Genomic DNA, 23,853 nt, shown 5'->3' with positions numbered 1-23,853 from the left:
CGTTCAGGGCGTTTCCGCAGTTGAAGTGCCGTGCCGGCCGCGTGCGCAATTGCGCGGGGGGCCGGAGCCACAGCCAGCAATGATACCCCGTCCGCGGAGCGGCCCACTCCGCGCCTTCGTCAAACTTCTTCCTGGGGTATGGGTCCCGGCTTTCGCCGGGACGACGGTGGTGATTGGGGCGGGCAGCCGAACTGCCCAATGCCCTCTTACGTCGGCGACACCGCGCCCTTGAGCGTGTTCGCCTGCGGAGCCACGCCGCGCAGCAACCTCGCCTTTTCGGTGTTCGGCCAGAGCAGCAGCAGGCCGATCACGCCGGAGCCGACCATGACCACGGCGTTAATGGTGAAGCCGGTCATGTAGCCGTCGAGCATGCTGCCGGCACGCTGGATCACGGTGCCCATCACGCTCGGCGCGATGATGCCGGAGAGCGTGTAGAGCGCGCCGTAGATCGCGATGATCGCGCCGCGCTGCGAGGCCGGCGTGAACTCGCCGAGCATCGGCGGACAGACGACGTAGATCGCACCGCACAGGCCGGAACCGACGACGAGCAGCGCGATCTGCAGGCCCGTGCCCTGGACATGCGGCATCGACGCCAGGATCAGGCCGCCGATGATCAGCGGCACCGAGCCGAGCACGCCGCGGGCGATGCGTGTCGTGTAGCCCCGCGCCATCATGACCTGCGAGATCCAGCCGGTGAGGATAACGATGGTCGCGCCGAACACCCAGGGCAGGATCGAGATGAACCCGGCCTCGCTCTGCGAGAAGCCGAGCCCCTTGACGATGAACGGCGTGAACCAGGTGAGGCCGAGCGACAGCGCCCAATAGGCGCCGAAGGTCGCGATCACGCAGCCGAGAAAGGTCCGCGAGGTGAGAAGCTGAACATAGGGAATCTTGGTCTCGGTGGCGGCGAGGGTCTGCGTGTCCTCGAGCGGCCCCTCCTTGCCCAGCGCGAGCCAGGCCGCGACCCAGATCAGGCCGACGACGCCGAGCGCGCCGAACGCATAGTGCCAGGAGTGGTTGACGATGATCCAGTTCAGCGCCGGCACCGCGAGGACGACGCCGAAGGCCGAGCCCTGCGACAGGATCGCGGTCGGCAGCGTGCGCTTCTCGTCCGGGAACCATTTGTAGATGGCATGCGCGGCAACCGAGAAGGCCGGCCCCTCGCCCGCGCCCAGCACGATGCGGCAGATCAGCAGCGTGGTGAAGGAGACCGTGCCGACCATCGGAAACTGCGCCAGCGCCCAGATCACGGCGAGCGTCAGCAGGACCCACCGCGTCGACACCTTGTTGACGATGAAGCCGACCACGATGGCCGAGATCGAGAACAGGAAGAAGAAGCTGGAGCCGAGCAGGCCGAACTGGTCGGGCTGGAGCTTCAGGTCGGTCATGATCGGCACGCCGGCGAGGCCGACGACGATCTTGTCCGCGAAATTCACCAGCATGAAGAGAAACAGGAGGAAGGTGATGGTCCAGGCGCCCTTGGGTGTCTCCACCGGCGTCCTTGTCGTCCTGCCCGCCGCCATTCCGTCTGCTTTGGGCGTTCCCTGAGCGCTCATCATTCTCCCCGTCGATCTCTTTTCGGCACTTATTTGATTTGGCCGTCACAAAGCTAACAACGGCTTTGACGACAACGCAACCCCGGCATTTCCGCGCCAGGTGTGCTACGCAGCATCGAGTTAATTCCGTGCGGCGCCATTCATCGTGCTGAGCATCCGAAATCTTTCCAAGACCTACGCCGCGGCCGGCGAACCGGTCCACGTGCTGCGCGGCGTAGATCTCGACCTCAAGGCCGGCGAGCGCATCGCGCTGACCGGCGAATCCGGCAGCGGCAAGAGCACGCTGCTGCACCTCATCGCGGGACTGGACACCGCCGACAACGGCACGATCCGGCTCGCGGAGACCGAAGTCACCGGCCTGTCGGACGCCGGCCGGGCGGCATTGCGGCGTGACCGGATCGGCCTGGTTTTCCAGCAGTTCAACCTGATCCCCAGCCTATCGGTCGCCGACAATCTCGCCTTCCAGGCACGGATCGCCGGCCGGCATGATGCGGCCTGGACACAGGAGCTGGTCGAGCGGCTCGGGCTCGGCGCCCTGTTGAAGCGCTATCCCGAGCAATTGTCCGGCGGTCAGCAGCAGCGGGTCGCGATCGGCCGGGCGCTGGCGACCAAGCCCGCGCTACTGCTCGCGGACGAGCCGACCGGCAATCTGGACGAAGCGACCGCCGATGACGTGCTGGCGCTGGCGCGCGACCTCGTTGCGCGCACCGGCTGCGGCTTCCTGATGGTGACGCACAGCCTGCATCTGGCCGCCACGCTCGACCGCCACGTCACCCTGCATGCGGGACGGATCGCATGAGGCGGGCGCTGTGGGTGCTCGCGGTGCTGCTGAGCCATTGGCGACGCCACCGGATGCAGTTCGCGACGCTCCTGATCGGGCTGATCGCCGCGACCGCGCTGTGGAGCGGCGTGCAGGCGATCAACCAGCAGGCCCGCAGCGCCTATGACCGCGCGGCCGCGACCTTCGGCGGAGTGCGGACGGCGATGCTGATCGCGCCTGATGCGGCGACGTTTTCGCAGGATCTGTTCGTCAAGCTTCGCCGCGCCGGCTGGCCGGTCTCGCCGGTGCTCGAGGGCCGCGTCCAGGTCAATGGACGCTCATTGCGCCTGCTCGGCATCGAGCCGGTGACGCTGCCGGCCGATGTCGGCAACGCGCCGCGCCTGGGGGCCGCGGATCTGGCGGGCTTCGTCGCGACGCCCGGCCAGACACTGCTGGCACAGGAAACGCTGGCCGACCTGCAGGAGCAGGAAGGCGCGGTCCTGTCGATCAGCACCGGCGCGAAACTGCCGCCGCTGCGCGTGCTGCCGCAGCTCGTGCCGGACGTGCTGGTCGTCGACATCGGTGTGGCCCAGCGGCTGCTGAACAAGCCGGACCAGGTCTCGCGGCTCCTGATCGGCAAACCGAAGGACAGGCCCGCGCCGCTCGCGAGCATCGTCGGAGACCGGTTGCAGCGGGTCGAGCCGACGGCCGAGACCGAGCTGGAACGGCTCACCGACAGTTTTCATCTCAACCTCACGGCTTTCGGCCTGCTGTCGTTCTTCGTCGGGCTGTTCATCGTCAATTCCGCCGTTGGCCTCGCCTTCGAACAGCGCCTGCCGATGCTGCGCACGCTGCGGGCCTGCGGCGTCTCGGCGCGGCTGGTCAACACCATGATGGTGATCGAGCTGATGGTGCTGGCGCTGGTCGCGGGGCTGATCGGGCTCGTCTGCGGCTATGTCATCGCGGCTGCGCTGCTTCCCGACGTCGCCGCGTCGCTGCGCGGGCTCTATGGCGCGCAGATCCCGGGGCAGCTCACGCTGCGGCCCGAATGGTGGCTCGCCGGCGTCGGAATCAGCATCGCAGGCGCGATCGTCGCGGCCGCCACCAGCCTGATCAAGGCATTCCGGATGCCCGTGCTCGCGACCGCCCAGCCGCGCGCCTGGCAACAGGCGCAGCATCGCTGGCTCGTCCTGCAGAGCCTTGCGGCCTGCGCCGTGTTCGCCGTCGCATTGCTGCTGCTTCACTACGGGCAATCGCTGATCGCGGGATTCGGCGTGCTGGCGGCGTTGATGCTGGGCGCGGCGCTGACCCTGCCGGCCATCATCGAACTGATCCTGCTCGCCGGCCAGCGGCAAGCGCGCGGGCCACTCGCGCTGTGGTTCTGGGCGGACAGCCGCCAGCAACTCTCCGGACTGTCGCTGGCCTTGATGGCGCTGCTGCTCGCGCTTGCCGTGAATGTCGGCGTCTCCACCATGGTGGAGACCTTCAGCCGCACCTTCGTCGGCTGGCTCAACGGGCGGCTCGCGGCCGACGTCTATATCAGCGCGTCCGACAACGCGCAGGCCGTCGCGATCCGCAATTGGCTGAAGGCGCGAGCCGAGGTCCAGGCGATCCTCTCCGGCGGGCGGGCCGAGACGCAGGTGCAGGGACAGCCGGTCGAGTTGCTCGGCCTGCCCGACCACGCGCTCTACCGCGAACGCTGGCCGCTGCTGGAGACGGCGCCCCGCGCCTGGAGCCAGCTCGTGCCGGGCAACGCCGCCTTCATCAGCGAGCAACTGAGCCGCCGCCTGAACGTGCGCGTCGGCGACGTCATCGAAGTCCCGGCGCCGGGCGGCACCTGGGAGCTCGACATCGTCGGCATCTATGCCGATTACGGCAACCCCAAGGGCCAGCTCGCCGTCAACGTCGCGGCGCTGATCCGGCAGTTTCCGCAAACGCCGCAGACGCGGATCGGGCTGATCGTTCCGCGCGACAAGATTTCGGGCCTGATCACGGCCTTGCGGCAGCAGTTCGCACTCGACGATCGCAGCGTCGCCGATCAGGCGACGGTGAAGGCGGAGTCGATCCGCATCTTCAACCGCACCTTTGCGGTGACCTCGGCGCTGAACGCGTTCACGCTCGGCGTCGCCGGCATCGCGCTGTTGACCAGCCTGCTGACGCTGGCGAATTCGCGCCTGCCGCAACTCGCACCGCTCTGGGCGATCGGTTTGACGCGGCCGCGCCTCGCCGCCATAGAGCTGACCAAGACGCTGTCGGTCGCGCTGTTCACCTCGCTGCTGGCGGTGCCGCTCGGGCTGCTGGTGGCCTGGTGCCTGATCGCCATCGTGAACGTGAAGGCGTTCGGCTGGCGGTTGCCGTTCCACGTGTTTCCGCTGCAACTGGTCGAGTTGGTCGCGGTCGCGTTGTTCGCCTCGCTGCTCGCCGCCCTTCTGCCCATGGTGCGGCTGGCGCGGATGCAGCCGGCGGACCTCGTCAAGGTGTTTGCCAATGAACGCTGAGCGGATTTCGCGGCGCGCCTTTGCCGGCGGCATCGCCGCGCTGGCGCTCGCGCGCCATGCCGGCGCGCAGGGCTATGCCGGGCTTGGCGAGACCGCCGACGGCTTCGCGAAAGTCACGCCGGGAAAGACTTTCGCCTTCCCCGCCGATCACGAGCCGCATCCGGAGTTTCGCATCGAATGGTGGTATCTCACGGCGAATCTCGTCGACGGCAGCGGCGCGCCTTGCGGCCTGCAGTGGACGCTGTTCCGCCAGGCGACGCAGCCGGGACCGCAGGGCGAGGGCTGGGCCAATCAACAGGTCTGGATGGGCCACGCCGCAGTGACTCGCGCCGACACCCATCGCTTCAGCGAGACGTTTTCCCGCGGCGGCGTCGGGCAGGCCGGCGTCACGGCGAAACCGTTCATGGCGTGGATCGACGATTGGGAGATGAAGGGGTCCGAACGGACCGAGGATCGGACCCTGGCTCCGCTGACGCTGAAGGCCTCCGGCGCCGACTTCAGCTACACGCTGGCACTGGACGCTGATCGTCCGGTGGTGCTGCAAGGCGACGGCGGCTACAGCCGCAAGTCGGAACGCGGTCAAGCCTCCTACTACTACAGCCAGCCGTTCTACCGCGCGCGCGGCACGCTTCTCATCGACGACAAGCCGGTCGACGTGTCCGGCCAGGCCTGGATGGACCGGGAATGGAGCAGCCAGCCGCTCGACACCGACCAGACCGGTTGGGACTGGTTGTCGCTGCATCTGTCGTCAGGCGACAAGCTGATGCTGTACCGGCTGCGGCAAAAGGACGGCAAGGATCATCCGTTCGGCAACTGGATCAGCGCTTCGGGCGAAACCCGATCGATCGCGGGTGATGACATCCAGATGAGTCCGAAGGCGACGGCGGAGATCGCGGGCCGCAAGGTGCCGGTCGAATGGCAGATCGCGATCCCGTCGCGGTCATTCTCGATTTCGTGCAAGCCGCTCAATCCGAAGGCGTGGATGGGAACCGGTTTCTCGTACTGGGAAGGACCGATCAGCTTTGCCGGCACGCATGACGGCGTTGGCTATCTCGAGCTGACCGGCTATTGAGCAATATCCGACCGCCGGAGGCCTCGATGTATCACCTCACTGCCCTCGTCACGCTGCTGGCGATCGCATTCTATCTGTTCACCAGCATCAACGTGTCCCGGGCGCGAACAAAGACCGGCATCAAGGTGCCGGCGACATCGGGCCATCCGGATTTCGATCGCGCCTTCCGCATCCAGATGAACACGCTGGAATGGATGCCGATCGTCCTGCCGTCGCTCTGGCTGTTCGCGATCTATAACGGCGACGCCCTCGCGGCCGGCATCGGCGCGATCTGGATTATCGGCCGCATCGTCTACTTCATCGGCTATTCTCAGGCGGCCGCCAAGCGCGGCCCCGGCTTCGCGATCCAGGCGCTCGCCGCCGTCGCGCTTTGGGTCGGCGCGCTGGGCGCGGTGCTGTTGCGGCTGGTGTGAGCGCCGGCGCGTGCTCTCGGTGTCGCTCTGGCGAAAGCCGGGACCCATAACCACCGGGCGTGGTCATGGGCAGGCTGGTGGCGTTTTCACCAACGCGCTGTCGCGATAACGGGTCCTGGCTTGCGCCAGGACCCGTTGTGCTTGTCGAGCCGCCGAGACCTACTTCGTCAGCGGACAGCCGCTTTCCTTGGCCGTGGCGAACGCCTTGTCGCCGGGGACCACCGCGATCTGCTTGTAGTAGTCCCACGGCTTCTTCGATTCCGAGGGCTTCTTGACCTCGAACAGATACATGTCGTGGACCATGCGGCCGTTCTCGAGCACCTTGCCCTTGGCGAAGGCATCGTCGACCGGCAGCTCCTTCAGCTTCTTGGCGACGGCTTCGGAGTCCTTGGTCCCGGCCGCCTTGACGGCTTTCAGGTAGCTCAGGGTCGCCGAATAGGTACCGGCGTGGATCATGCTCGGCATCCGGCCGGTGCGCTTGAAGAAGCGTTCGGAGAAGGCGCGCGAGGCGTCGTCATGATCCCAGTAGAAGCCTTCGGTCAGGACCAGGCCCTGCGCCGCCTGCAGTCCCAGGCCATGAACCTCGGCGAGCGTCATCAGCAGGCCGGCCAGCTTCTGGCCGCCGGAGACGATGCCGAATTCGGCCGCCTGCTTGATCGAGTTGGTGGTGTCCTGGCCGGCATTGGCGAGACCCACGATCTTCGCCTTCGAGCTCTGCGCCTGCAGCAGGAAGGAGGAGAAGTCCGACGAGTTGAGGGGCACGCGGACCGATCCCAGCACCTTGCCGCCATTGGCGGTGACGATTTCGCTGGTGTCCTTCTCCAGCGCGTAGCCGAAGGCGTAATCCGCGGTGAGGAAGAACCAGGTGTCGCCGCCCGCCTTGGTCAGCGCGCCGCCGGTGCCGACCGCCAGCGCGTGGGTGTCGAAAGCCCAGTGGAAGCCGTAGGGCGAGCAGGCGTTGCCGGTGATGCTCGACGTCGCCGCGCCGACCACGATGTCGATCTTCTTCTTTTCCTTCGACAGGTCCTGCACGGCGAGGGCCACCGACGATGTCGTCAGTTCGGTGATCATGTCGACGTTGTCGGCGTCATACCAGCGGCGTGCGATGGAGGTGGCGAGATCGGGCTTGTTCTGGTGGTCGGCGGTGACCATCTCGACCTTCTGGCCGAGCACTTCGCCGCCGAAATCCTCGATCGCCATCTTGGCGGCTTCGACCGAATATTTGCCGCCGTAATCGGCATAGACGCCGGACTGGTCGTTGAGGATGCCGATCTTGACGCCTTGTGCGGAGGCCGATCCTGCCAGCAACAGGGCAGAGGTCGCGACGGCCGCCAAAAGTACTGATTTCATACGTTTGTCTCCCGGAAGTTTCTGCTTTGAAATCGCGCGGATAGTAGTGAAGAACTCCCTCGCTGCCCATCCATTTCATGTTGGTCGTTAGTATGGACGCCGAACAAGAGGTGCCGTCGCGGCAAGGGCCGGGATGTGGATGCGCCGACGCCCACGCTTATTGCGCCACCGCCTCCGGCTTCCCGTCCCGCCGCCCCTCCGCCAGGTTCCGCACCACCACGTAGAAGATCGGCGTGAACAGGAGCCCGAACAGGGTGACGCCGATCATGCCGAAGAAGACGGCGACGCCGACGGCCTGCCGCATCTCCGAGCCGGAACCGGTCGATATCACCAGCGGCAGCACGCCGAGGATGAAGGCGAACGACGTCATCAGGATCGGCCGCAGGCGCAGGCGGCATGCGTCGATCACGGCTTCCAGCCGCGGCTTGCCCTCGTTCTCGATATCGCGCGCGAACTCGACGATCAGGATGGCGTTCTTGGCCGCCAACCCGACCAGCACGACGAAGCCGATCTGGGTGAGGATGTTGACGTCCTGCCCCATGATGCGCACGCCGATCGTGGCCGCCAAAAGGCACATCGGCACGATCAGGATCACGGCGAACGGCAGGGTCCAGCTGCCATATTGCGCGGCCAGCACGAGATAGACGAACAGCACGCAGATCGGGAACACGTAGAGGCCCGCATTGCCGCCGGTGACCTGCTGATAGGACAGGTCTGTCCATTCGAACGTGAAGCCGCTCGGCAAGGTGTCGTCGGCGAGCTTCTTGATGGTGTCGAGCGCGGTGGTCGAACTGACGCCCGGCGCGGGCTCGCCCTGCAATTCCGACGCCGCATAGAGATTGTAGCGGGCGACGCGGTCAGGGCCGGAGACGTCCTTGAAATCGACCACGCTGCCGAGCATCACCATGTCGCCTGCGGCATTGCGCGTGCGCAGCCGGGCCAGATCGCTCGGCTCCTTTCGGAACGGGAAATCGGCCTGCGCGGTGACGTGGTAGGTGCGGCCGAACAGGTTGAAGTCGTTGACATAGGTCGAACCGAAATAGGTCTCGATCGTATCGTTGATGTTGGCGATGGGGACGCCGAGCTTCTGCGCCTTGGTGCGGTCGACGTCGACGAAGAGCTGCGGGGTGTTGGCCGTGAACGGCGAGAACACCGAGGTGAGATTGGGTGATTTGCGCGCGGCGGCGACCAGTTCGTCGGTCGCGGCCGCCAGCATCTCCGGACCGCGGCCCTGGCGGTCCTGGATGCGGATGGTGAAGCCGCCGCCGGTGCCGATGCCGGGCACGGCCGGCGGCGGAATGACGATGATGAACGCGCCCTGGATCGCGGCGAGACGCTTGCGCAATTCGCCCGTGATGGCATTCGCGGACAACCCCTTCTTCAGGCGCGCCTCGGGCTCGTCGAAGACCGGGAACAGCGCGGCCGCATTGCCGGCCTGCGTGCGGGTCGCGCCGGAGAAGCCGGCGAAGGCGGCGACGCGGATGATGCCCGGGGTATCCAGCGCGATCCGTTCGATCTCGCGCACGATGTCGGTGGTGCGGGCCAGCGAGGCCGCACCGGGCAATTGCACGGACACGATGACGTAGCCGCGGTCCTGCGCCGGGATGAAGCCCTGCGACGTCGTCGCGATCAGCCAGCCGGCACTGCCGATCAGCACGACGTAGACCAGGATCATCACCGCCGCATGGCGGATCACGAAATTGGCGAGGCCGGCATAGCCATGCGCCAGCCGGTCGAACACGCGGTTGAAGACGCCGGTGAACGCGCCCCAGCCGCGCGCGATCACGTTCCAGCGCGCCGGCGGCCGCTTCTCCCCGTGCGGCACCAGGATCTGCGAGGCCAGCGCCGGCGACAGCGTCAGCGAGCAGAAGCAGGAGATCGCGGTCGCGACCGCGATGGTGACGGCGAATTGCTGGAAGAACTGGCCGGAGATGCCGCCCAGGAACGCCGTCGGGACGAACACGGCGCACAACACCAGCGCGATCGAGACCAGCGCGCCGCCGACCTCCTCCATGGTCTTGAGCGCGGCGTCGCGCCGGCTCATGCCGTGCTCGAGATGCCGCTCGACGTTCTCGACCACCACGATCGCGTCGTCGACCACGATGCCGACGGCGAGCACGAGGCCGAACAGCGTGAGGTTGTTGATGGAGAAGCCCAGCGCCGCCATCACCGCGAAGGTGCCGACCAGCGAAACCGGGATCGCGACGATCGGAATGATCGCCGGCCGCCATCCCTGCAGGAACACCAGCACCACGATCACGACCAGAAGCATCGCCTCGTAGATGGTCTTGATCAGCTCGTGGACGGATTGCGCGATGAACTCGGTCGGGTTGTAGCCGATATTGTAGTCGAGCCCCCTGGGAAAGCTCTCCTTGAGCTTCGCCATGGTGTCGGAAATGCCCTTGGCGGTCGCGAGCGCGTTCGATCCCGGCCGCTGCGTCACCAGCATGCCGACGGCCGATTTGCGCAGGAGGAAGCTGTTGGTGGTGTAGGAGAGCGCGCCGAGCTCGATGCGGGCGACATCGCGCAGGCGCACCGTGCGTCCGTCGGAGCCGGCCTTGATCAGAATATCCTCGAACTGCCTGGTGTCCTTCAGGCGCCCGGTGAAGACGAGATTCGGCTGGAAGGCGCGGTCCGCGATCGGCGGCTCGGCGATCTGGCCGCCCGCGATCTGCACGTTCTGCGCGCGGATCGCCGCCAGCACCTCGGTCGAGGTCAGGCCGAGGTTGGCGATGCGATCGGGATCGAGCCACAGCCGCATCGAATAGTCGCGCGCGCCGAAGATCTGGATGTCGCCGACGCCGTCGAGCCGCAGGAGCTGGTCGCGGACCTGGAGCAGCGCATAGTTGGAGATGTAGAGCTGGTCGAAGCTGTCGTCGGGCGACAGCATGAACACGACCATCAGGATGTCGGGCGAGTTCTTGCGCGTGGTGACGCCCTGCTGCTGCACTTCGGCCGGCAGGCGCGGCTGGGCGATCGCGACGCGGTTCTGCACCAGCACCTGGGCCTTGTCGAGATCGGTGCCGAGCTTGAACGTGACGGTGATGGTGAGCTGCCCGTTCGAGGTCGCCTGGCTGTAGAGATACAGCATGTCCTCGACGCCGTTGATCTCCTGCTCGATCGGAGCCGCCACGGTGTCGGACACCGTCTGCGCGGAGGCGCCTGGATATTGCGTGGTGACGACCACCGTCGGCGGCACGACTTGCGGATATTCGGAGACCGGCAGCGTGGTGTAGGCGAGCGCGCCGACGATCAACAGCACGATCGACAGCACCATCGCCAGGATCGGCTGATTGATGGAGAGCCGGCCGAGATTCATGACTTACCACCGGTCGGCGCGGGCGCCGTCTGCGGGGTGACCTTGGCGCCGACGCGGGCGCGCTGGATGCCGTTGACGATGACGCGGTCCTCCGCCTTCAGCCCTTCGCGGATCACGCGCAGGCCCTCGTCGAGCGGACCGAGCATCACGGGGCGCGCCTCGACGGTGTCGTCCGGCTTGACCACGAACACGATCTTGCGGGACTGGTCGGTCGCGACCGCGACGTCCGGAATCAGCAGTGCCTCGTAGGGCGCGCTGCCGATCAGCCGGACCCGTCCGAACTGCCCGGGCAGGATCGACAGATCGGTGTTCTTGACGACGGCCCGGCTGCGCAGCGTGCCGGTCGAGACGTCGAGGCGGTTGTCGAGGAAGTTGATCGTGCCGTCATGCGACGGCTTGGTCTCGCCGGCCAGCGTCACCTGCACCGGGTTCGCGGTGTCGCGCGAGCTCGGGCGCCTGCCCTCGAACCACAGCTTGCTGTACTTGATGTACGTCGCCTCATCCATGTCGAAATAGACGTAGATCGGATCGAGCGTGACGATCGAGGTCAGGAGCGTCGAGGCGCCGTTGTCGCTGCCCTGCACGAGGTTGCCGGGGCTGACGAGATGGCGACTGACCCGGCCGGTGATCGGCGCGGTCACGTGCGTGAACTCGATGTTGAGGTTGGCGGCCTTCAGCGCGCCTTCGGCCTGCGCTTCCGCGGCGTGCGCGGCCTGCAGCGCCTGGCGGCGCTGGTCGACGACCTGTTCGGAGACCGCGCTGGTCTGGACCAGGTTCAGGCCACGGTCGAGCTCGCGCTTGGCCAGCTCGACCTTGGCGCGCGCGTCCGACAATTGGCCGTCGGCCTGTTCCGCCACGGCCTCGAACGGGCGTGGATCGATGACGTAGAGCAGGTCGCCCTGATGCACGATCGCGCCGTCCTGGAATTCGACCGAGTTGACGAAGCCGCCGACGCGGGGGCGCACCTGCACTTCTTCGACGGCTTCGAAGCGGCCGGTGAACTCGTCCCAATCGGTCACGGTGCGCTTGACCGGCTGGGCGACCGTCACCGACGGCGGCGACGGAGCGGCTGCCTGCGAGGCCGGCCGCTCACAACCGGCGAGCAGGCCCGCTGTGGTGAGGGACAGGGCCGCGAGCAAGACCGCGCCGAAGGAGGGCTCCACGAATGGCCACCGCGCAATACGCTGCCTCGGGTCCGGCTCGCTCATCTCTTGCCCCCTTCCCTGGTGGCTGCGGCAGCGACAGGGTAGCCCCCTACCCGCAGGCGGCACAAGATGGGTTTCAATAATGAACTCTTCAAGACAGCGTTGCGCGTACCGCCCCGAAGACGCCCTGGCCGGATGACGGGTTGACAGGGAAAGCGGCTGGCCCTGCAGGCGGGCTTGCGCTTGTCTCTTCCCAAGCGGCCGGGCGATCGTCCATCAAGGAATACGCGGCGGAATGCTCGCCTGCGGCCATCCTTCGAGATGCCCGCCCAAGGCGGCCCTTCAGGATGAAGCCGCGCTTGGCGGCGGAATATCAGCCCTCATGGTGAGGAGCCCGCCGAAGCGGGCGTCGCGAACCATGAGAGGCCGAGTACGCACCCGTACACCAGCGTCTTCACGCATGACGTGTGGCGTCCGCTCGGCTAGACTGTCCGGATAACAACAAGACGGATTGTCCGGGGAGGACAGGCGTGCACCAGGGACGTGTCGTTTACGGCGCGATCGAGGAGGTTGTGTTCGGTCACCCGGCCGCGGGCGCCATCGTCGCCCAGATGGACCGGCTTGGGACGCACCGCGCCTTCCTGATGGTCTCCGGCACGCTCAACCGGCAGACCGACGAAATCACCAGGATCAGAGAGGCTCTCGGCGAACGCTGCGTCGGCGTGTTCGACGCGATGCCCGCGCACACGCCGCGCGAGGCGGTGATCGCCGCAACCAATGCGGCGCGCGAAGCCGGCACCGACCTGATCGTCACCATCGGCGGTGGCTCGATCACCGACGGCGCCAAGGCCGTGCAGCTCTGCCTCGCCAACGGCGTCGACGACGTCGGCGGCATCGATCGTATCCGCGTGCGCAACGGCGTCGCGCCGGAGATGACCGCCCCCAGCGTACGTCAGATCAGCGTGCCGACCACGATCGCCGGCGGCGAGTTCAGCGCAATCGCGGGCGTGACGGACCGCAGCACGCATGTGAAGCAGATGCTGCGGCATCCGCTCGCCGTGCCGCGCGCGACCATCCTCGATCCCGCGATCACCGTGCACACGCCGGAATGGCTGTTCCTATCAACCGGCATCCGCGCCGTCGACCATTGCGTCGAGGCGATCTGCTCGCGCGAGACGCATCCCTATGCCGACGCGCAATCGGTCAAGGGGCTGGCGATGCTGACCGATGCGCTGCCACGGGTGAAGGCCAATCTCGCCGATCTCGACGCGCGGATGGATGCGCAGATCGGCACTTGGCTGTCGATGGGCGCGCTCTCGGCCGGCGTGCCGATGGGCGCGAGCCATGGCATCGGCTACGTGCTGGGCGCCGCGTTCGACGTGCCGCACGGCTACACCTCCTGCATCATGCTGCCGGCGGTGATGCGGTGGAACGCGCGCGACAATGCCGATCGCCAGGCCATCGTCGCCGCCGCCATGGGCTATCCCGGACGCGACGCCGGCGATGTGCTGGACGCCTTCATCGGCGCGCTGGGCATGCCGCGCCGCCTGTCGGACGTGCGCGTCTCGCCCGACCATTTCGATGCGATCGCCGAGCAGGCGATGCGCACACCCTGGGTGCCGCGCAACCCGCGCAGGATCGATGGCCCTGCCGAACTGCGCGAAATCCTGCTTCTCGCCGCATAGCAACGCCGGAGGACTGATGTACACAGGTACGCATGCCCGCCTACGCCCGCTCCAGCCCGCCTTCATCATGGCGAGCACGGGTGAGACCGTGACCTATCGCGAGCTCGATGCGCGCAGCAATCGGCTCGCGCGTCTGTTCCGCAACAACGGCCTGACGCGGCGCGATCATTATTCGATCTTCATGGAGAACAACTCCCGCTACCTCGAAGCCTGCGGCGCGGGGGAGCGGTCCGGGCTGTACTACACCTGCATCAATTCCTTCCTCACCGCGAGCGAGCTCGCCTACCTCCTCGTCAACAGCCAGTCGAAGATCCTGATCACCTCGACGGCCAAGCTCGATATCGCGCGCGAGGCGATCAAGACCTGCCCCGACGTGAAGCTCTGCATCGTCGCCGACGGCACGGGCGAGAGCGACCGCATCGTCGGCCTCGCCGAGGTGACGGCCGGCCTGCCATCAACGCCGATCTCCGACGAATGGCTCGGCACCGCCATGCTTTATTCGTCGGGGACGACCGGGCGGCCCAAAGGCATCCTGCGCCCGCTGCCGGAGGAGCCGCCGAAATACAATCTGCCGCTGTTCGATTTCCTGACCAGGCTTTGGCACTACCGCGAGGGCATGGTCTACCTGTCGCCGGCGCCGCTCTATCACTCGGCGCCGCAAGCCGCGGTCAATCTCACGATCCGGATCGGCGGCACCGTGGTGATCATGGAGACGTTCGACCCCGAGCGCTACCTCCAGCTCGTCGAGCGGTGGGGCATCACGCACACCCAGCTCGTGCCGACGATGTTCTCGCGCATGCTCAAGCTGCCGGAGGAGGTACGCACCCGCTACGACCTGTCGTCGCTGGAAATCGCCGTCCACGCCGCCGCGCCCTGCCCGGCACTGGTGAAGGACGACGTCATCAAATGGTGGGGCCCCATCATCCACGAATATTATGGTGCCACCGAAGGCCTCGGCTTCACCGCCTGCAACAGCGAGGAATGGCTCGCCCATCGCGGCACGGTCGGCAAGGTGCTGCTCGGCGACCTCCACATTCTCGACGACAACATGCAGGAATGCGCGATCGGCACGCCCGGCCAGGTGTGGTTCAAGACGGGATCGCCGTTCGAATATTTCAACGATCCGGAGAAGACGAAGGAAGCGCGCTCGGCCGACGGCAGCATGAGCACGGTCAGCGATGTCGGCTATGTCGATGCAGACCGCTTCCTCTATCTCACCGATCGCGCCACCTTCATGATCATCTCGGGCGGCGTGAACATCTATCCGCAGGAATGCGAAAACCTGCTGATCACCCATCCGAAGGTCGCCGATGCCGCGGTTTTCGGCGTGCCCAATCCCGACCTCGGCGAGGAGGTGAAGGCGGTGGTGCAGCCGATGCCCGGCGTGGTGCCGGGGCCGGCACTGGCCGAAGAGCTGATCGCCTTCTGCGGCGGATCGCTGTCGCGGCAGAAGGTGCCGCGCTCGGTCGATTTCGAGAAGGAACTGCCGCGGCTGCCGACGGGCAAGCTCTACAAGCGGCTGCTGCGCGATCGCTATTGGGGGAACAAGACGTCGCGGATCGTGTGAGGGCCCGCTGTCCTTCCGGCGCAAGCCGGGACCCACACCGCGTGATCTCTCGGTGGTGAGCGCGAGCGAACCCCAACGAGGAATCTTCGCCAAAGATATTCCTGGGGCATGGGTCTTGGCTTTCGCCGGGACGACAGCGGAGGCGCGTCGGTGCAAGCTCGGCCCGACTATTGTTTCGGAACCATCCGTTCGCACCTGCACTCTCACATGATGAAAGTGTGAAACTTCGGCGCTGTCCGTCATCCAAATTGTCGAGACGGCCTGTGGCGTTGCCGGTTGCCTCGCTCCATCGGCCTCGTTATCGTCTGCTCAAACAGGCCGCGAAAGGCCGGTGTCAGGGAGGAAGAGCATGCGGAGCGTGTGGGCGCTCGCCGCAGTGGCGGCGCTATCTGTGCTGACAGCCTCAACCACCATGCTCGCCGCCGAGCCGAAACAGGGCGGCATCCTGCGGATGTATCACCGCGACAGTCCCGGCAGTGCTTCCATCCATGAAGGCGCGAGCTACTCGTTCAACGTGCCCTTCATGCCGGTGATGAGCAACCTGATCATCTTCGATCAGCACAAGGCGCAGAACAGCGTCGACACCATCGTTCCCGAACTCGCCGAAAGCTGGGCCTGGAGCAGCGACGGCAAGGTGCTGACCTTCAAGCTGCGCAAGGACGTCAAATGGCACGACGGCAAGCCGTTCACCTCGGCGGACGTCAAGTGCACCTTCGACATGCTGATGGGCAAGTCGCAACAGAAGTTCCGGCAGAACCCGCGCAAATCCTGGTACGACGAAGTCAACGACGTCACGGTCAACGGCGACTATGAGGCTGCCTTCAACCTGAAGCGGCCGCAGCCGGCGCTGCTGACCCTGCTCGCCTCCGGCTATACGCCGATCTATCCCTGCCATGTGTCCCCGGCGGAGATGCGGACCAAGCCGATCGGCACCGGGCCTTTCAAGTTCGTCGAGTTCAAGGCCAACGAGTCGATCAAGCTCACCAGGAACCCGGATTACTTCAAGAAGGGTCTGCCCTATCTCGACGGCATCGAGTTCACCATCACCCCGAATCGCTCGACCGCGATCCTCGGCTTCGTCTCGGGCAAGTTCGACATGACCTTCCCGACGGAGGTCTCCATCCCGCTGCTGAAGGATATCAAGTCGCAGGATCCGAGCGCGGTCTGCGTCGTCGAGCCGAACAACGTCTCGACCAACATCATCATCAACTCGTCCAATCCGCCATTCGACAACCTCGACATCCGCCGCGCGCTGGCGCTGGCGCTCGATCGCAAGTCCTTCATCGACATCATGTTCGAGGGCCAGGGCGACATCGGCGGCACCATGGAACCGGCGCCTGCGGGACTGTGGGCGATGCCGAAGGAAATGCTCGAGCAGATCCCCGGCTATGGGCCCGACATCGCGAAGAACCGCGAGGAGGCGCGCAAGCTGATGCAGAACGCCGGCTACGGGCCGGACAAGCATCTCGCGATCAAGGTCTCCACCCGCAACATCAACGTCTACCGCGACCCCGCCATCATCCTGATCGACCAGCTTAAGACCATCTACATCGACGCCGAGCTCGATGTCGTCGACACCGCGCAATGGTTCCCGAAAGTCGCGCGCAAGGATTATGCGCTCGGCTTGAACCTCACCGGCAACGCCGTCGACGAGCCCGACCAGTCGTTCTACGAGAACTATTCCTGCGGCTCGGAGCGCAACTACACGAACTATTGCAACAAGGACATCGAGAAGCTGTTCGACCAGCAGTCGATGGAGACCAACGCCGAGAAGCGCAAGAAGCTGGTGTGGGAGATCGACAAGAAGCTGCAGGAGGACGTGGCCCGTCCGATCATCTTCCACGCGCGCACCGGCACGTGCTGGAAGCCCTATGTCAAGGGCGTGACGGTGATGTCGAACAGCTCCTATAATGGCTACCGCTACGAGGACGTGTGGATGGACAAGTAGCGACAGGCCGCAGGCGGCCGAAGGTTCGGCAGGAGGCGAAGGGATGTTTGCCTATCTGGTGCGGCGCCTGTTCCTGATGCTCGTGACCCTGTTCGGGATCTCGATCGTCATCTTCTTCCTGCTGCGCATCGTCCCCGGCAACATCGTCGACATCCTGTTTGCCGCGGCCGGCTATGTCGATCCGTCCGACAAGGCCAACCTCGAGAAGGAGCTCGGCATCGATCAGCCGCTGATCCTGCAATATTGGCACTGGATCAGCGGCCTCTTGCGCGGCGATTTCGGCTACTCCTACGTGTCCGAGAAACCGGCGCTGCAGGAGATCCTGCCGCGCATCCCGATCACCGCACGGCTCGCCGGACTGGCACTGCTGTTTTCGGCATCGATCGGCATTCCCCTGGGCGTCCTCAGCGCGGTGAAGCAGGGAACGAAGCTCGACTACGCATTGCGCGTGGTCAGCCTCAGCGGATTGTCGCTGCCGTCGTTCTGGCTCGGCCTGCTGATCCTCACCGCGTCGGTGGCGATGTTCGGGCAGATGCCGATCTTCAATCCAAATCCGCAGACATGGCTGGAAGCCTTCGCGACCTATGCGGTGCCCGCCGCCGCCGTCGGCTTCCGCAGCGCGGCGCTGACCATGCGCATCACCCGCTCCTCGATGCTGGAGGTCCTGCGGCAGGACTATATCCGCACCGCGCGCGCCAAGGGCGCCTCCGACGCAGCCGTGAACTATCATCACGCGCTCAAGAACGCGATCCTGCCCGTGATCACCGTGATCGGCATCGAGGCGGCATTCCTGATCGGCGGCCTGATCGTTACCGAGACCGTGTTCAACATCCCCGGTGTCGCGCGCTTCCTGGTCGAGGCGATCCGCTGGCGCGACTACCCGATCGTGCAGAACCTCGTGATGTTCATCGCTGTGGTCGTCGTGTTCGCGAACTTCACGGTCGACATGCTCTACGCGGTGTTCGATCCGCGCATCAGGTACACGGATTGACGGAATGAGCTCAACGTTCACTCACCTTACGCCTCTTTTCACCGTGCTCTGCCCGCAAAGAGAAGTCGGATTTGTGCGAGGCGCAAGTTCGGGTGCAAGGAAGCATCCACGAAACTCGCTGTCACCTTTCATACCGAGAGTCCCCCTCACCCCAACCCTCTCCTCGCAAGCGGGGCGAGGGGGAAGGTAGCAGCATGGCCGCGATCGACTTTGACGTTGAACTGAGGCGTGCCGGGGCACACGCGACCGGCGGCTGGCGGCGCGTTCTGTTTCTGGCGCAGCGGCACGTGCTGGGCGCGGCCGGACTGATCATCATGACCGTCTTCGTGCTGACCGCGATCTTCGCCAACTTCATCGCACGCTATGATCCGCTGACGGTCGATGCCGCGCATGCCCTGATGCGCCCGAGCCTGGCGCACTGGATGGGGACGGATTCCTTCGGCCGCGACGTGTTCAGCCGCATCATCCACGGCGCGCGGATCTCGCTCGCGGTCGGCATCGGCTCGACCGCGCTCGGCGGCTCCATCGGCGTGATCGTCGGCCTCACGTCCGGTTATCTCTCCGGATGGGTCGATCTCCTGTTCCAGCGCGTCTCCGACATCCTCCAAGCCCTGCCGTTGCTGGTGCTGGCGCTGGTGATGACCGCCGCGCTCGGCCCGTCGCTGCCGAACGTGATCCTCGCCATCGCCATCCCGCTGATCCCGACGGTCGCCCGCGTCGTCCGCGCCAACACGCTGGCATTGCGCGAGCAGCCGTTCGTCGAGGCAGCCAAGTCGATCGGCATGAGCGAGGTGCGGATCGCGGTCCGTCACGTGCTGCCGAATACGCTCGCGCCGCTGATCGTGCTCGCGACCGCCCAGCTCGGTTCGACCATCCTCACCGAAGCCTCGCTCTCCTTCCTCGGGCTCGGCATCCCCGAGCCCTATCCGTCCTGGGGACGCATGCTGTCGGAGTCGGCGGCGGAATATGTCCGCACCGCGCCGTGGCTGGTGATCTTCCCCGGTGTCGCGATCAGCCTCGCGGTGTTCGGCGCCAACCTGTTCGGCGACGCCTTGCGCGACATCCTCGATCCGAGGCAGCGCGGCTGATGGCTGACACATCCGATCTCGTGCTCGATGTGAGGAACCTGAAGACGGTGTTCTTCACCAACTCGGGCCTGTTCAAGGCGGTGGACGACGTCTCGTTTCACGTCAGCAGAGGCGAGACACTCGCGATCGTCGGTGAATCCGGCTGCGGCAAGAGCGTCACCGCGCTGTCCCTGATGCGGCTGGTGCCAGATCCCCCCGGCCGGATCGCCGGCGGATCGGTCATACTGGAGGGAACCGACCTGCTGGCGCTGGACGAGGCGAAGATGCGCGCGATCCGCGGCAATCGCATCTCCATGATCTTCCAGGAGCCGATGACCTCGCTCAATCCGGTAATGCGGATCGGCGACCAGATCGTCGAGGCCGTGCGGCTGCACCGGTCGATCTCGGCCCGGGAAGCCCGGGACATCACGGTCGAGATGCTGCGGCTGGTGCGGATTCCCGAACCGGCGCGCCGCGCCCGCGAGTATCCGCATCAGCTCTCCGGCGGCATGCGCCAGCGCGCGATGATCGCGATGGCGCTGGCGTGCCGGCCGGCGCTGCTGATCGCGGACGAGCCGACCACCGCGCTCGACGTCACCATCCAGGCGCAGATCCTGGCATTGATCCTCGACCTTCAGAAAGAGCTCGGCACCGGCCTCGTGCTGATCACGCACGATCTCGGTGTCGTCGCGCAGACCGCGCAGCGCGTGATCGTGATGTATGCGGGGCGGAAGGTCGAGGAGGCCAGCGTGGAGGCCTTGTTCGCCGCGCCCAAGCATCCCTATACGCGCGGGCTGATGGCCTCGATCCCGGCCGTGCCCGCATCCGGCGCCGCCGCGCAGGAACGGCTGAATGAAATCCCCGGCACCGTGCCCTCGCTGGTGCGACTGCCGCCCGGCTGCGCCTTCGCGCCGCGCTGCAAGCTCGCGGTGAAACGCTGCGAGACCGACTATCCGCCGCTCGCCGATTGGGGCGGCGGCCATCTCGCCGCGTGCTGGCGCGCGGCCGACGTGGCGGAGGTGGCATGACCGAGGCCCTGCTCGAGGTCACCGATCTCACCAAGCACTATCCGGTGCGCGCCGGCGTCCTGCGCCGGCAGGTCGGCACCGTGCACGCGGTCGACGGGGTCTCGTTCTCGCTCGGTACGGGCGAGACGCTCGGCCTCGTCGGCGAATCCGGCTGCGGCAAGTCGACGGTGGCGCGCAGCGTGCTGCGGCTCGTCGAGCCGACCACGGGCCAGATCCGCCTCGAAGGCGAAGACATCACGCATCTGTCGAAGACGGCCTTGCGCCCGCACCGCCGTGCGATGCAGATCGTGTTTCAGGACCCCTTCGCCTCGCTCAATCCGCGCATGACCGCCGGCGACATCGTCGGCGAGCCGCTCGCGGTGCACGGGCTCGCGACCGGAAAGGCGCTGGAAGCGCGTGTCGCCAGACTGTTCGAGCAGGTCGGCTTGCGGCCCGACCAGATGCGCAACTTCCCGCACCAATTCTCCGGCGGCCAGCGGCAGCGCATCTGCATCGCGCGCGCACTGGCACTCGAACCGCGCCTGATCGTCTGCGACGAGCCGGTCTCGGCGCTCGACGTCTCGATCCAGGCGCAGGTGATCAATCTGCTGATCGACCTGCAGAAGCAGCACGGCTTTTCCTATCTCTTCATCGCGCACGACCTCGCGGTCGTCGCACATATCAGCCACCGCGTCGCCGTGATGTATCTCGGCCGCATCGTCGAGATCGCGGACAAGGACGAGCTGTTCCGCAATCCGCGTCATCCCTACACGCAGGCCCTGCTAGCCTCGGTGCCGATCGCAAACCCGCTCGCGAAGAAGCTCGCCCCGCTGGTCGACGGCGACGTGCCGAGCCCGGTCAACCCGCCGCCGGGCTGTGCCTTCCACACCCGCTGCCGGTTTGCGATGGAGCGATGCAAGACGGAACGGCCCGCGCTGGCGCGTGCGGGCGACGGGCATCAGGTGGCTTGCCTGCTCAACGAGGGGACCGGGCGGGACGCCTTGGTGCCGTAGGCTGGGCAAAGCGAAGTGTGCCCATGCGATCACCGCAACACGGTGGCACGGCGCGATGCGCCCTCGCCCACCCTACGGGTGTAGCACGCACCGCTTCAATTCGCCCCGATCTCCGCCACGATCCTGCCCGTTGTGACCTGCTCACCCTCGGCGACGTCGATCGCGGATACCACGCCGTCGATTCCGGCCTTGTGGACGTGCTCCATCTTCATCGCCTCCAGCGTCATCACCGGCTGGCCGGCACTGACGCGGTCGCCCGGCTTGACCAGAACGGCGACGATGCGGCCGTTCATGGCGGCGCGAACCTTGCCGTCACCGCCATTGGCCGCGGCGGCCTTCGGCGGAGCAAGCGTCAGGTCGATGGCGGAGAGCGGCAGCCCGCGGTGCTGCAGATGGAGACGATCGCCGTCGCGGACGAACTGCGCGGTCTCCATCACGCCGCCATGGCGGAACCGAACCGTTTCGGCATCGAGCTGGTCGATCTCGAAGCTGTCCTGCCGGCCATCGGCGGAGACCGTATAGCCGCCATCGCGCTGGCGCGTGACCTCCAGCTCGTGGACCTTCCCGGCGATCTCGACCTTGACCGGCAGCGGAAACGTCGCCGCCAGGCTCCGGCCGGAACGCCATGCGGGCGCCCGCGTATTGGTGATGTAGAGCAGAAGAGCCGCGAGCGCCGCGTCGAAAGCGCTATCCGCCCGCGGCGCCAGCAGTTCGTCGCGATGTGCGCCGATGAAGGCCGTCGTCGCCTGTCCCGCCGCGAAGCCGGGATGACGCAGGCAAGACATCAGGAATGCCTGATTGGTGGTGACACCGAGAGCCGTGAGCTGCTCCAGGGCGCAGATCAGCCGGCCGCGCGCTTCCTCGCGCGTGGCGCCATGGCTGATGACCTTGGCGATCATGGAATCGTAGAATGGCGGGATCTCCGTGCCCGATCGCAACGCGTGCTCGACGCGGACGCCGCCCGGCACCTGCCAGCGCGCCATGCGCCCCGACTGCGGCATGAAATCCTGCGCGGCATCTTCCGAGCAGAGCCGAACCTCGATCGCGTGGCCCGAGAAGCGGATGTCCTGCTGCGTCACCGGCAAGGGCTCGCCGCGCGCGACGCGCAGTTGCAGTTCGACGAGATCGAGCCCCGTGATCGCCTCGGTCACGGGATGCTCGACCTGCAGGCGCGTGTTCATCTCCATGAAATAGAACGCGCCGCTCTCATCGAGCAGGAACTCTAGCGTGCCGGCGCCCTCGTAGCGCAGCGCCTTGACCGCGGCGACGGCGACATCGCCCATCTTCGCGCGCAGTTCCGGCGTGACCGCGGGCGACGGTGCCTCCTCGATCAGCTTCTGATGCCGCCGCTGCACCGAGCAATCGCGCTCTCCGAGATGGATGGCATTGCCGTGGCTGTCGCCGAACACCTGGATCTCGATGTGGCGGGGATTCCGGATGGCGCGTTCGAGGATGACCGTGGGATCGCCGAACGCCGCCTTCGCCTCTGACCGCGCGCTGCGCAGCGCATCCGGAAACGAGGCCGCGTCGGTGACGAGCCGCATGCCGCGCCCACCACCGCCCGCGACGGCCTTGATCATCACGGGGAAGCCGACCTTCCTGGCTTCCGCCAGCATGACCTCGTCGCCCTGGTCTGCGCCCTGATAGCCGGGCACGACGGGAACGCCGGCCTTCTTCATGATCTCCTTGGCACCCGCCTTGTTGCCCATCGCGGCGATGGCCTGCGGGGACGGGCCGATGAAGACGAGCCCGGCATCCCTGCAGGCTGCCGCGAAATCCTCGTTCTCGGCCAGGAAGCCGTAGCCGGGATGGACCGCGTCCGCGCCGCTGGCCTTGGCCGCCGCAACGATCGCGGGAATGTTGAGATAGGATTGCGCCGGCAGCGCCTCGCCGATGCGCACGGCCTGATCGGCCTGCTGCACATGGAGCGCATCGCGATCTGCATCCGAATAGACCGCGACGACGCCGAGCCCGAGCCGCCGCGCACTGCGCATCACGCGCAGCGCGATCTCGCCGCGGTTGGCGATCAGGACCTTGAAGAACGGCCGGTGCTGCACTGATCCGTTCCTCATGGGCGGGCCACCGAGAACTGCATGCGCTGGGGTGTGCGCGAATCGCCCTCGCGGCAGATCGCGAGGACCTCGGACAGCACCGCGCGAGTGTCGCGCGGATCGATCACGCCGTCGTCGAGCACGCGCGCGCTGGTCGAGAACACGTCCATCTGGCCGTCGAACACGCCGACGATCTGCGCCTTCATGGCGTCGAGCTTGTCCTTCTCGATCGGCTTGCCGCGGCGCGCGGCGGCGGCTTCGGTGACGATCGCCATGGTCTCTGCGGCCTGCTCGCCGCCCATCACGGCGGTCTTGGCATTCGGCCAGGAGAAGCAGAAGCGGGGATGAAAACCGCGCCCGCACATGCCGTAATTGCCGGCGCCGAACGAGGCGCCGCAATAGATCGTGATC

Annotated in this window: 17 protein-coding genes; 11 read left to right on the top strand and 6 right to left on the bottom strand. The window is 66.4% G+C overall.

Going from position 1 to position 23,853, the window contains the following annotated elements; all coding sequences use genetic code 11:
• Nucleotides 1-206: 206 nt before the first annotated feature.
• Nucleotides 207-1,556: an MFS transporter gene (locus QM712_RS20980; protein ID WP_415025050.1), complete on the bottom strand. Its 1,350-nt coding sequence runs from the start codon at nucleotides 1,554-1,556 to the stop codon at nucleotides 207-209.
• 145 nt (nucleotides 1,557-1,701) lie between these two features.
• Between QM712_RS20980 and QM712_RS20975 the strand changes: the two genes are divergently transcribed.
• From QM712_RS20975 to QM712_RS20960, 4 genes are read left to right on the top strand one after another with little or no spacing between them, the layout of a single operon-like run.
• Nucleotides 1,702-2,355: an ABC transporter ATP-binding protein gene (locus tag QM712_RS20975; RefSeq protein ID WP_415025049.1), complete on the top strand. Its 654-nt coding sequence runs from the start codon at nucleotides 1,702-1,704 to the stop codon at nucleotides 2,353-2,355.
• The gene (locus QM712_RS20970; RefSeq protein ID WP_415025048.1) at nucleotides 2,352-4,814 is read left to right on the top strand and encodes an ABC transporter permease; all 2,463 of its coding nucleotides are present in this window, start codon (nucleotides 2,352-2,354) and stop codon (nucleotides 4,812-4,814) included. The genes QM712_RS20975 and QM712_RS20970 overlap by 4 nt, the downstream gene beginning before the upstream one ends.
• A complete protein-coding gene (locus QM712_RS20965; protein WP_415025047.1) occupies nucleotides 4,804-5,886 on the top strand; it encodes a lipocalin-like domain-containing protein in 1,083 nt (360 codons plus the stop codon). The genes QM712_RS20970 and QM712_RS20965 overlap by 11 nt, the downstream gene beginning before the upstream one ends.
• 26 nt (nucleotides 5,887-5,912) lie before the next feature.
• Entirely contained in the window at nucleotides 5,913-6,299 is a 387-nt protein-coding gene (locus QM712_RS20960; protein WP_415025046.1) for an MAPEG family protein, read from the top strand.
• Between the two features lie 159 nt (nucleotides 6,300-6,458).
• Here QM712_RS20960 and QM712_RS20955 read toward each other — a convergent pair whose 3' ends face one another.
• The 3 genes from QM712_RS20955 to QM712_RS20945 form a co-directional block, all read right to left on the bottom strand.
• Complete coding sequence (locus tag QM712_RS20955) at nucleotides 6,459-7,649, bottom strand: ABC transporter substrate-binding protein (RefSeq protein WP_415025045.1); 1,191 nt, start codon at nucleotides 7,647-7,649, stop codon at nucleotides 6,459-6,461.
• Between the two features lie 157 nt (nucleotides 7,650-7,806).
• The gene (locus QM712_RS20950; RefSeq protein WP_415025044.1) at nucleotides 7,807-10,968 is read right to left on the bottom strand and encodes an efflux RND transporter permease subunit; all 3,162 of its coding nucleotides are present in this window, start codon (nucleotides 10,966-10,968) and stop codon (nucleotides 7,807-7,809) included.
• Nucleotides 10,965-12,176 carry an efflux RND transporter periplasmic adaptor subunit gene (locus tag QM712_RS20945; RefSeq protein WP_415025043.1) on the bottom strand — a complete coding sequence of 404 codons (1,212 nt, stop codon included), beginning with the start codon at nucleotides 12,174-12,176 and terminating at the stop codon, nucleotides 10,965-10,967. Before QM712_RS20945 ends, QM712_RS20950 begins: the two co-directional genes overlap by 4 nt.
• A 467-nt stretch (nucleotides 12,177-12,643) precedes the next feature.
• Between QM712_RS20945 and QM712_RS20940 the strand changes: the two genes are divergently transcribed.
• The 7 genes from QM712_RS20940 (at nucleotide 12,644) to QM712_RS20910 (ending at nucleotide 21,391) form a co-directional block, all read left to right on the top strand.
• Nucleotides 12,644-13,798: an iron-containing alcohol dehydrogenase gene (locus QM712_RS20940; RefSeq protein WP_415025042.1), complete on the top strand. Its 1,155-nt coding sequence runs from the start codon at nucleotides 12,644-12,646 to the stop codon at nucleotides 13,796-13,798.
• A gap of 16 nt (nucleotides 13,799-13,814) precedes the next feature.
• A complete protein-coding gene (locus QM712_RS20935; protein ID WP_415025041.1) occupies nucleotides 13,815-15,365 on the top strand; it encodes an AMP-binding protein in 1,551 nt (516 codons plus the stop codon).
• A gap of 349 nt (nucleotides 15,366-15,714) precedes the next feature.
• Nucleotides 15,715-17,313: an ABC transporter substrate-binding protein gene (locus QM712_RS20930; protein WP_415025040.1), complete on the top strand. Its 1,599-nt coding sequence runs from the start codon at nucleotides 15,715-15,717 to the stop codon at nucleotides 17,311-17,313.
• Between the two features lie 43 nt (nucleotides 17,314-17,356).
• A complete protein-coding gene (locus QM712_RS20925; RefSeq protein ID WP_415025039.1) occupies nucleotides 17,357-18,304 on the top strand; it encodes an ABC transporter permease in 948 nt (315 codons plus the stop codon).
• A gap of 194 nt (nucleotides 18,305-18,498) precedes the next feature.
• Nucleotides 18,499-19,392, top strand: coding sequence for an ABC transporter permease (locus tag QM712_RS20920; protein ID WP_415025038.1), 894 nt, complete (start codon nucleotides 18,499-18,501; stop codon nucleotides 19,390-19,392).
• The gene (locus tag QM712_RS20915) at nucleotides 19,392-20,399 is read left to right on the top strand and encodes an ABC transporter ATP-binding protein (protein ID WP_415025037.1); all 1,008 of its coding nucleotides are present in this window, start codon (nucleotides 19,392-19,394) and stop codon (nucleotides 20,397-20,399) included. Before QM712_RS20920 ends, QM712_RS20915 begins: the two co-directional genes overlap by 1 nt.
• A complete protein-coding gene (locus QM712_RS20910) occupies nucleotides 20,396-21,391 on the top strand; it encodes an ABC transporter ATP-binding protein (RefSeq protein WP_415025036.1) in 996 nt (331 codons plus the stop codon). The genes QM712_RS20915 and QM712_RS20910 overlap by 4 nt, the downstream gene beginning before the upstream one ends.
• Before the next feature lie 95 nt (nucleotides 21,392-21,486).
• Here the strand turns inward: QM712_RS20910 and QM712_RS20905 are convergent, their stop codons facing one another.
• Together QM712_RS20905 and QM712_RS20900 are read right to left on the bottom strand one after the other, a co-directional pair.
• Complete coding sequence (locus tag QM712_RS20905) at nucleotides 21,487-23,463, bottom strand: acetyl-CoA carboxylase biotin carboxylase subunit (protein ID WP_415025035.1); 1,977 nt, start codon at nucleotides 23,461-23,463, stop codon at nucleotides 21,487-21,489.
• Nucleotides 23,460-23,853 (bottom strand): carboxyl transferase domain-containing protein (locus tag QM712_RS20900; RefSeq protein ID WP_415025034.1); only part of this gene is annotated, 394 nt, incomplete at its 5' end. The genes QM712_RS20900 and QM712_RS20905, both read right to left, overlap by 4 nt.

This window comes from Bradyrhizobium sp. (genome assembly GCF_047605465.1).
GTDB lineage: Bacteria > Pseudomonadota > Alphaproteobacteria > Rhizobiales > Xanthobacteraceae > Bradyrhizobium.
The sequence above is the reverse complement of the archived record's forward strand: the minus strand, read 5'-3'. Positions and strand labels throughout refer to the sequence as shown.

Bases quoted from the DNA above. Each gene is read 5' to 3' on its own strand.
- QM712_RS20980 (WP_415025050.1), bottom strand. From the start codon at position 1,556: ATGAGCGCTCAGGGAACGCCCAAAGCAGACGGAATGGCGGCGGGCAGG.
- QM712_RS20970 (WP_415025048.1), top strand. From the start codon at position 2,352: ATGAGGCGGGCGCTGTGGGTGCTCGCGGTGCTGCTGAGCCATTGGCGA.
- QM712_RS20965 (WP_415025047.1), top strand. From the start codon at position 4,804: ATGAACGCTGAGCGGATTTCGCGGCGCGCCTTTGCCGGCGGCATCGCC.
- QM712_RS20960 (WP_415025046.1), top strand. From the start codon at position 5,913: ATGTATCACCTCACTGCCCTCGTCACGCTGCTGGCGATCGCATTCTAT.
- QM712_RS20955 (WP_415025045.1), bottom strand. From the start codon at position 7,649: ATGAAATCAGTACTTTTGGCGGCCGTCGCGACCTCTGCCCTGTTGCTG.
- QM712_RS20950 (WP_415025044.1), bottom strand. From the start codon at position 10,968: ATGAATCTCGGCCGGCTCTCCATCAATCAGCCGATCCTGGCGATGGTG.
- QM712_RS20945 (WP_415025043.1), bottom strand. From the start codon at position 12,176: ATGAGCGAGCCGGACCCGAGGCAGCGTATTGCGCGGTGGCCATTCGTG.
- QM712_RS20935 (WP_415025041.1), top strand. From the start codon at position 13,815: ATGTACACAGGTACGCATGCCCGCCTACGCCCGCTCCAGCCCGCCTTC.
- QM712_RS20930 (WP_415025040.1), top strand. From the start codon at position 15,715: ATGCGGAGCGTGTGGGCGCTCGCCGCAGTGGCGGCGCTATCTGTGCTG.
- QM712_RS20925 (WP_415025039.1), top strand. From the start codon at position 17,357: ATGTTTGCCTATCTGGTGCGGCGCCTGTTCCTGATGCTCGTGACCCTG.
- QM712_RS20920 (WP_415025038.1), top strand. From the start codon at position 18,499: ATGGCCGCGATCGACTTTGACGTTGAACTGAGGCGTGCCGGGGCACAC.
- QM712_RS20915 (WP_415025037.1), top strand. From the start codon at position 19,392: ATGGCTGACACATCCGATCTCGTGCTCGATGTGAGGAACCTGAAGACG.
- QM712_RS20910 (WP_415025036.1), top strand. From the start codon at position 20,396: ATGACCGAGGCCCTGCTCGAGGTCACCGATCTCACCAAGCACTATCCG.
- QM712_RS20905 (WP_415025035.1), bottom strand. From the start codon at position 23,463: ATGAGGAACGGATCAGTGCAGCACCGGCCGTTCTTCAAGGTCCTGATC.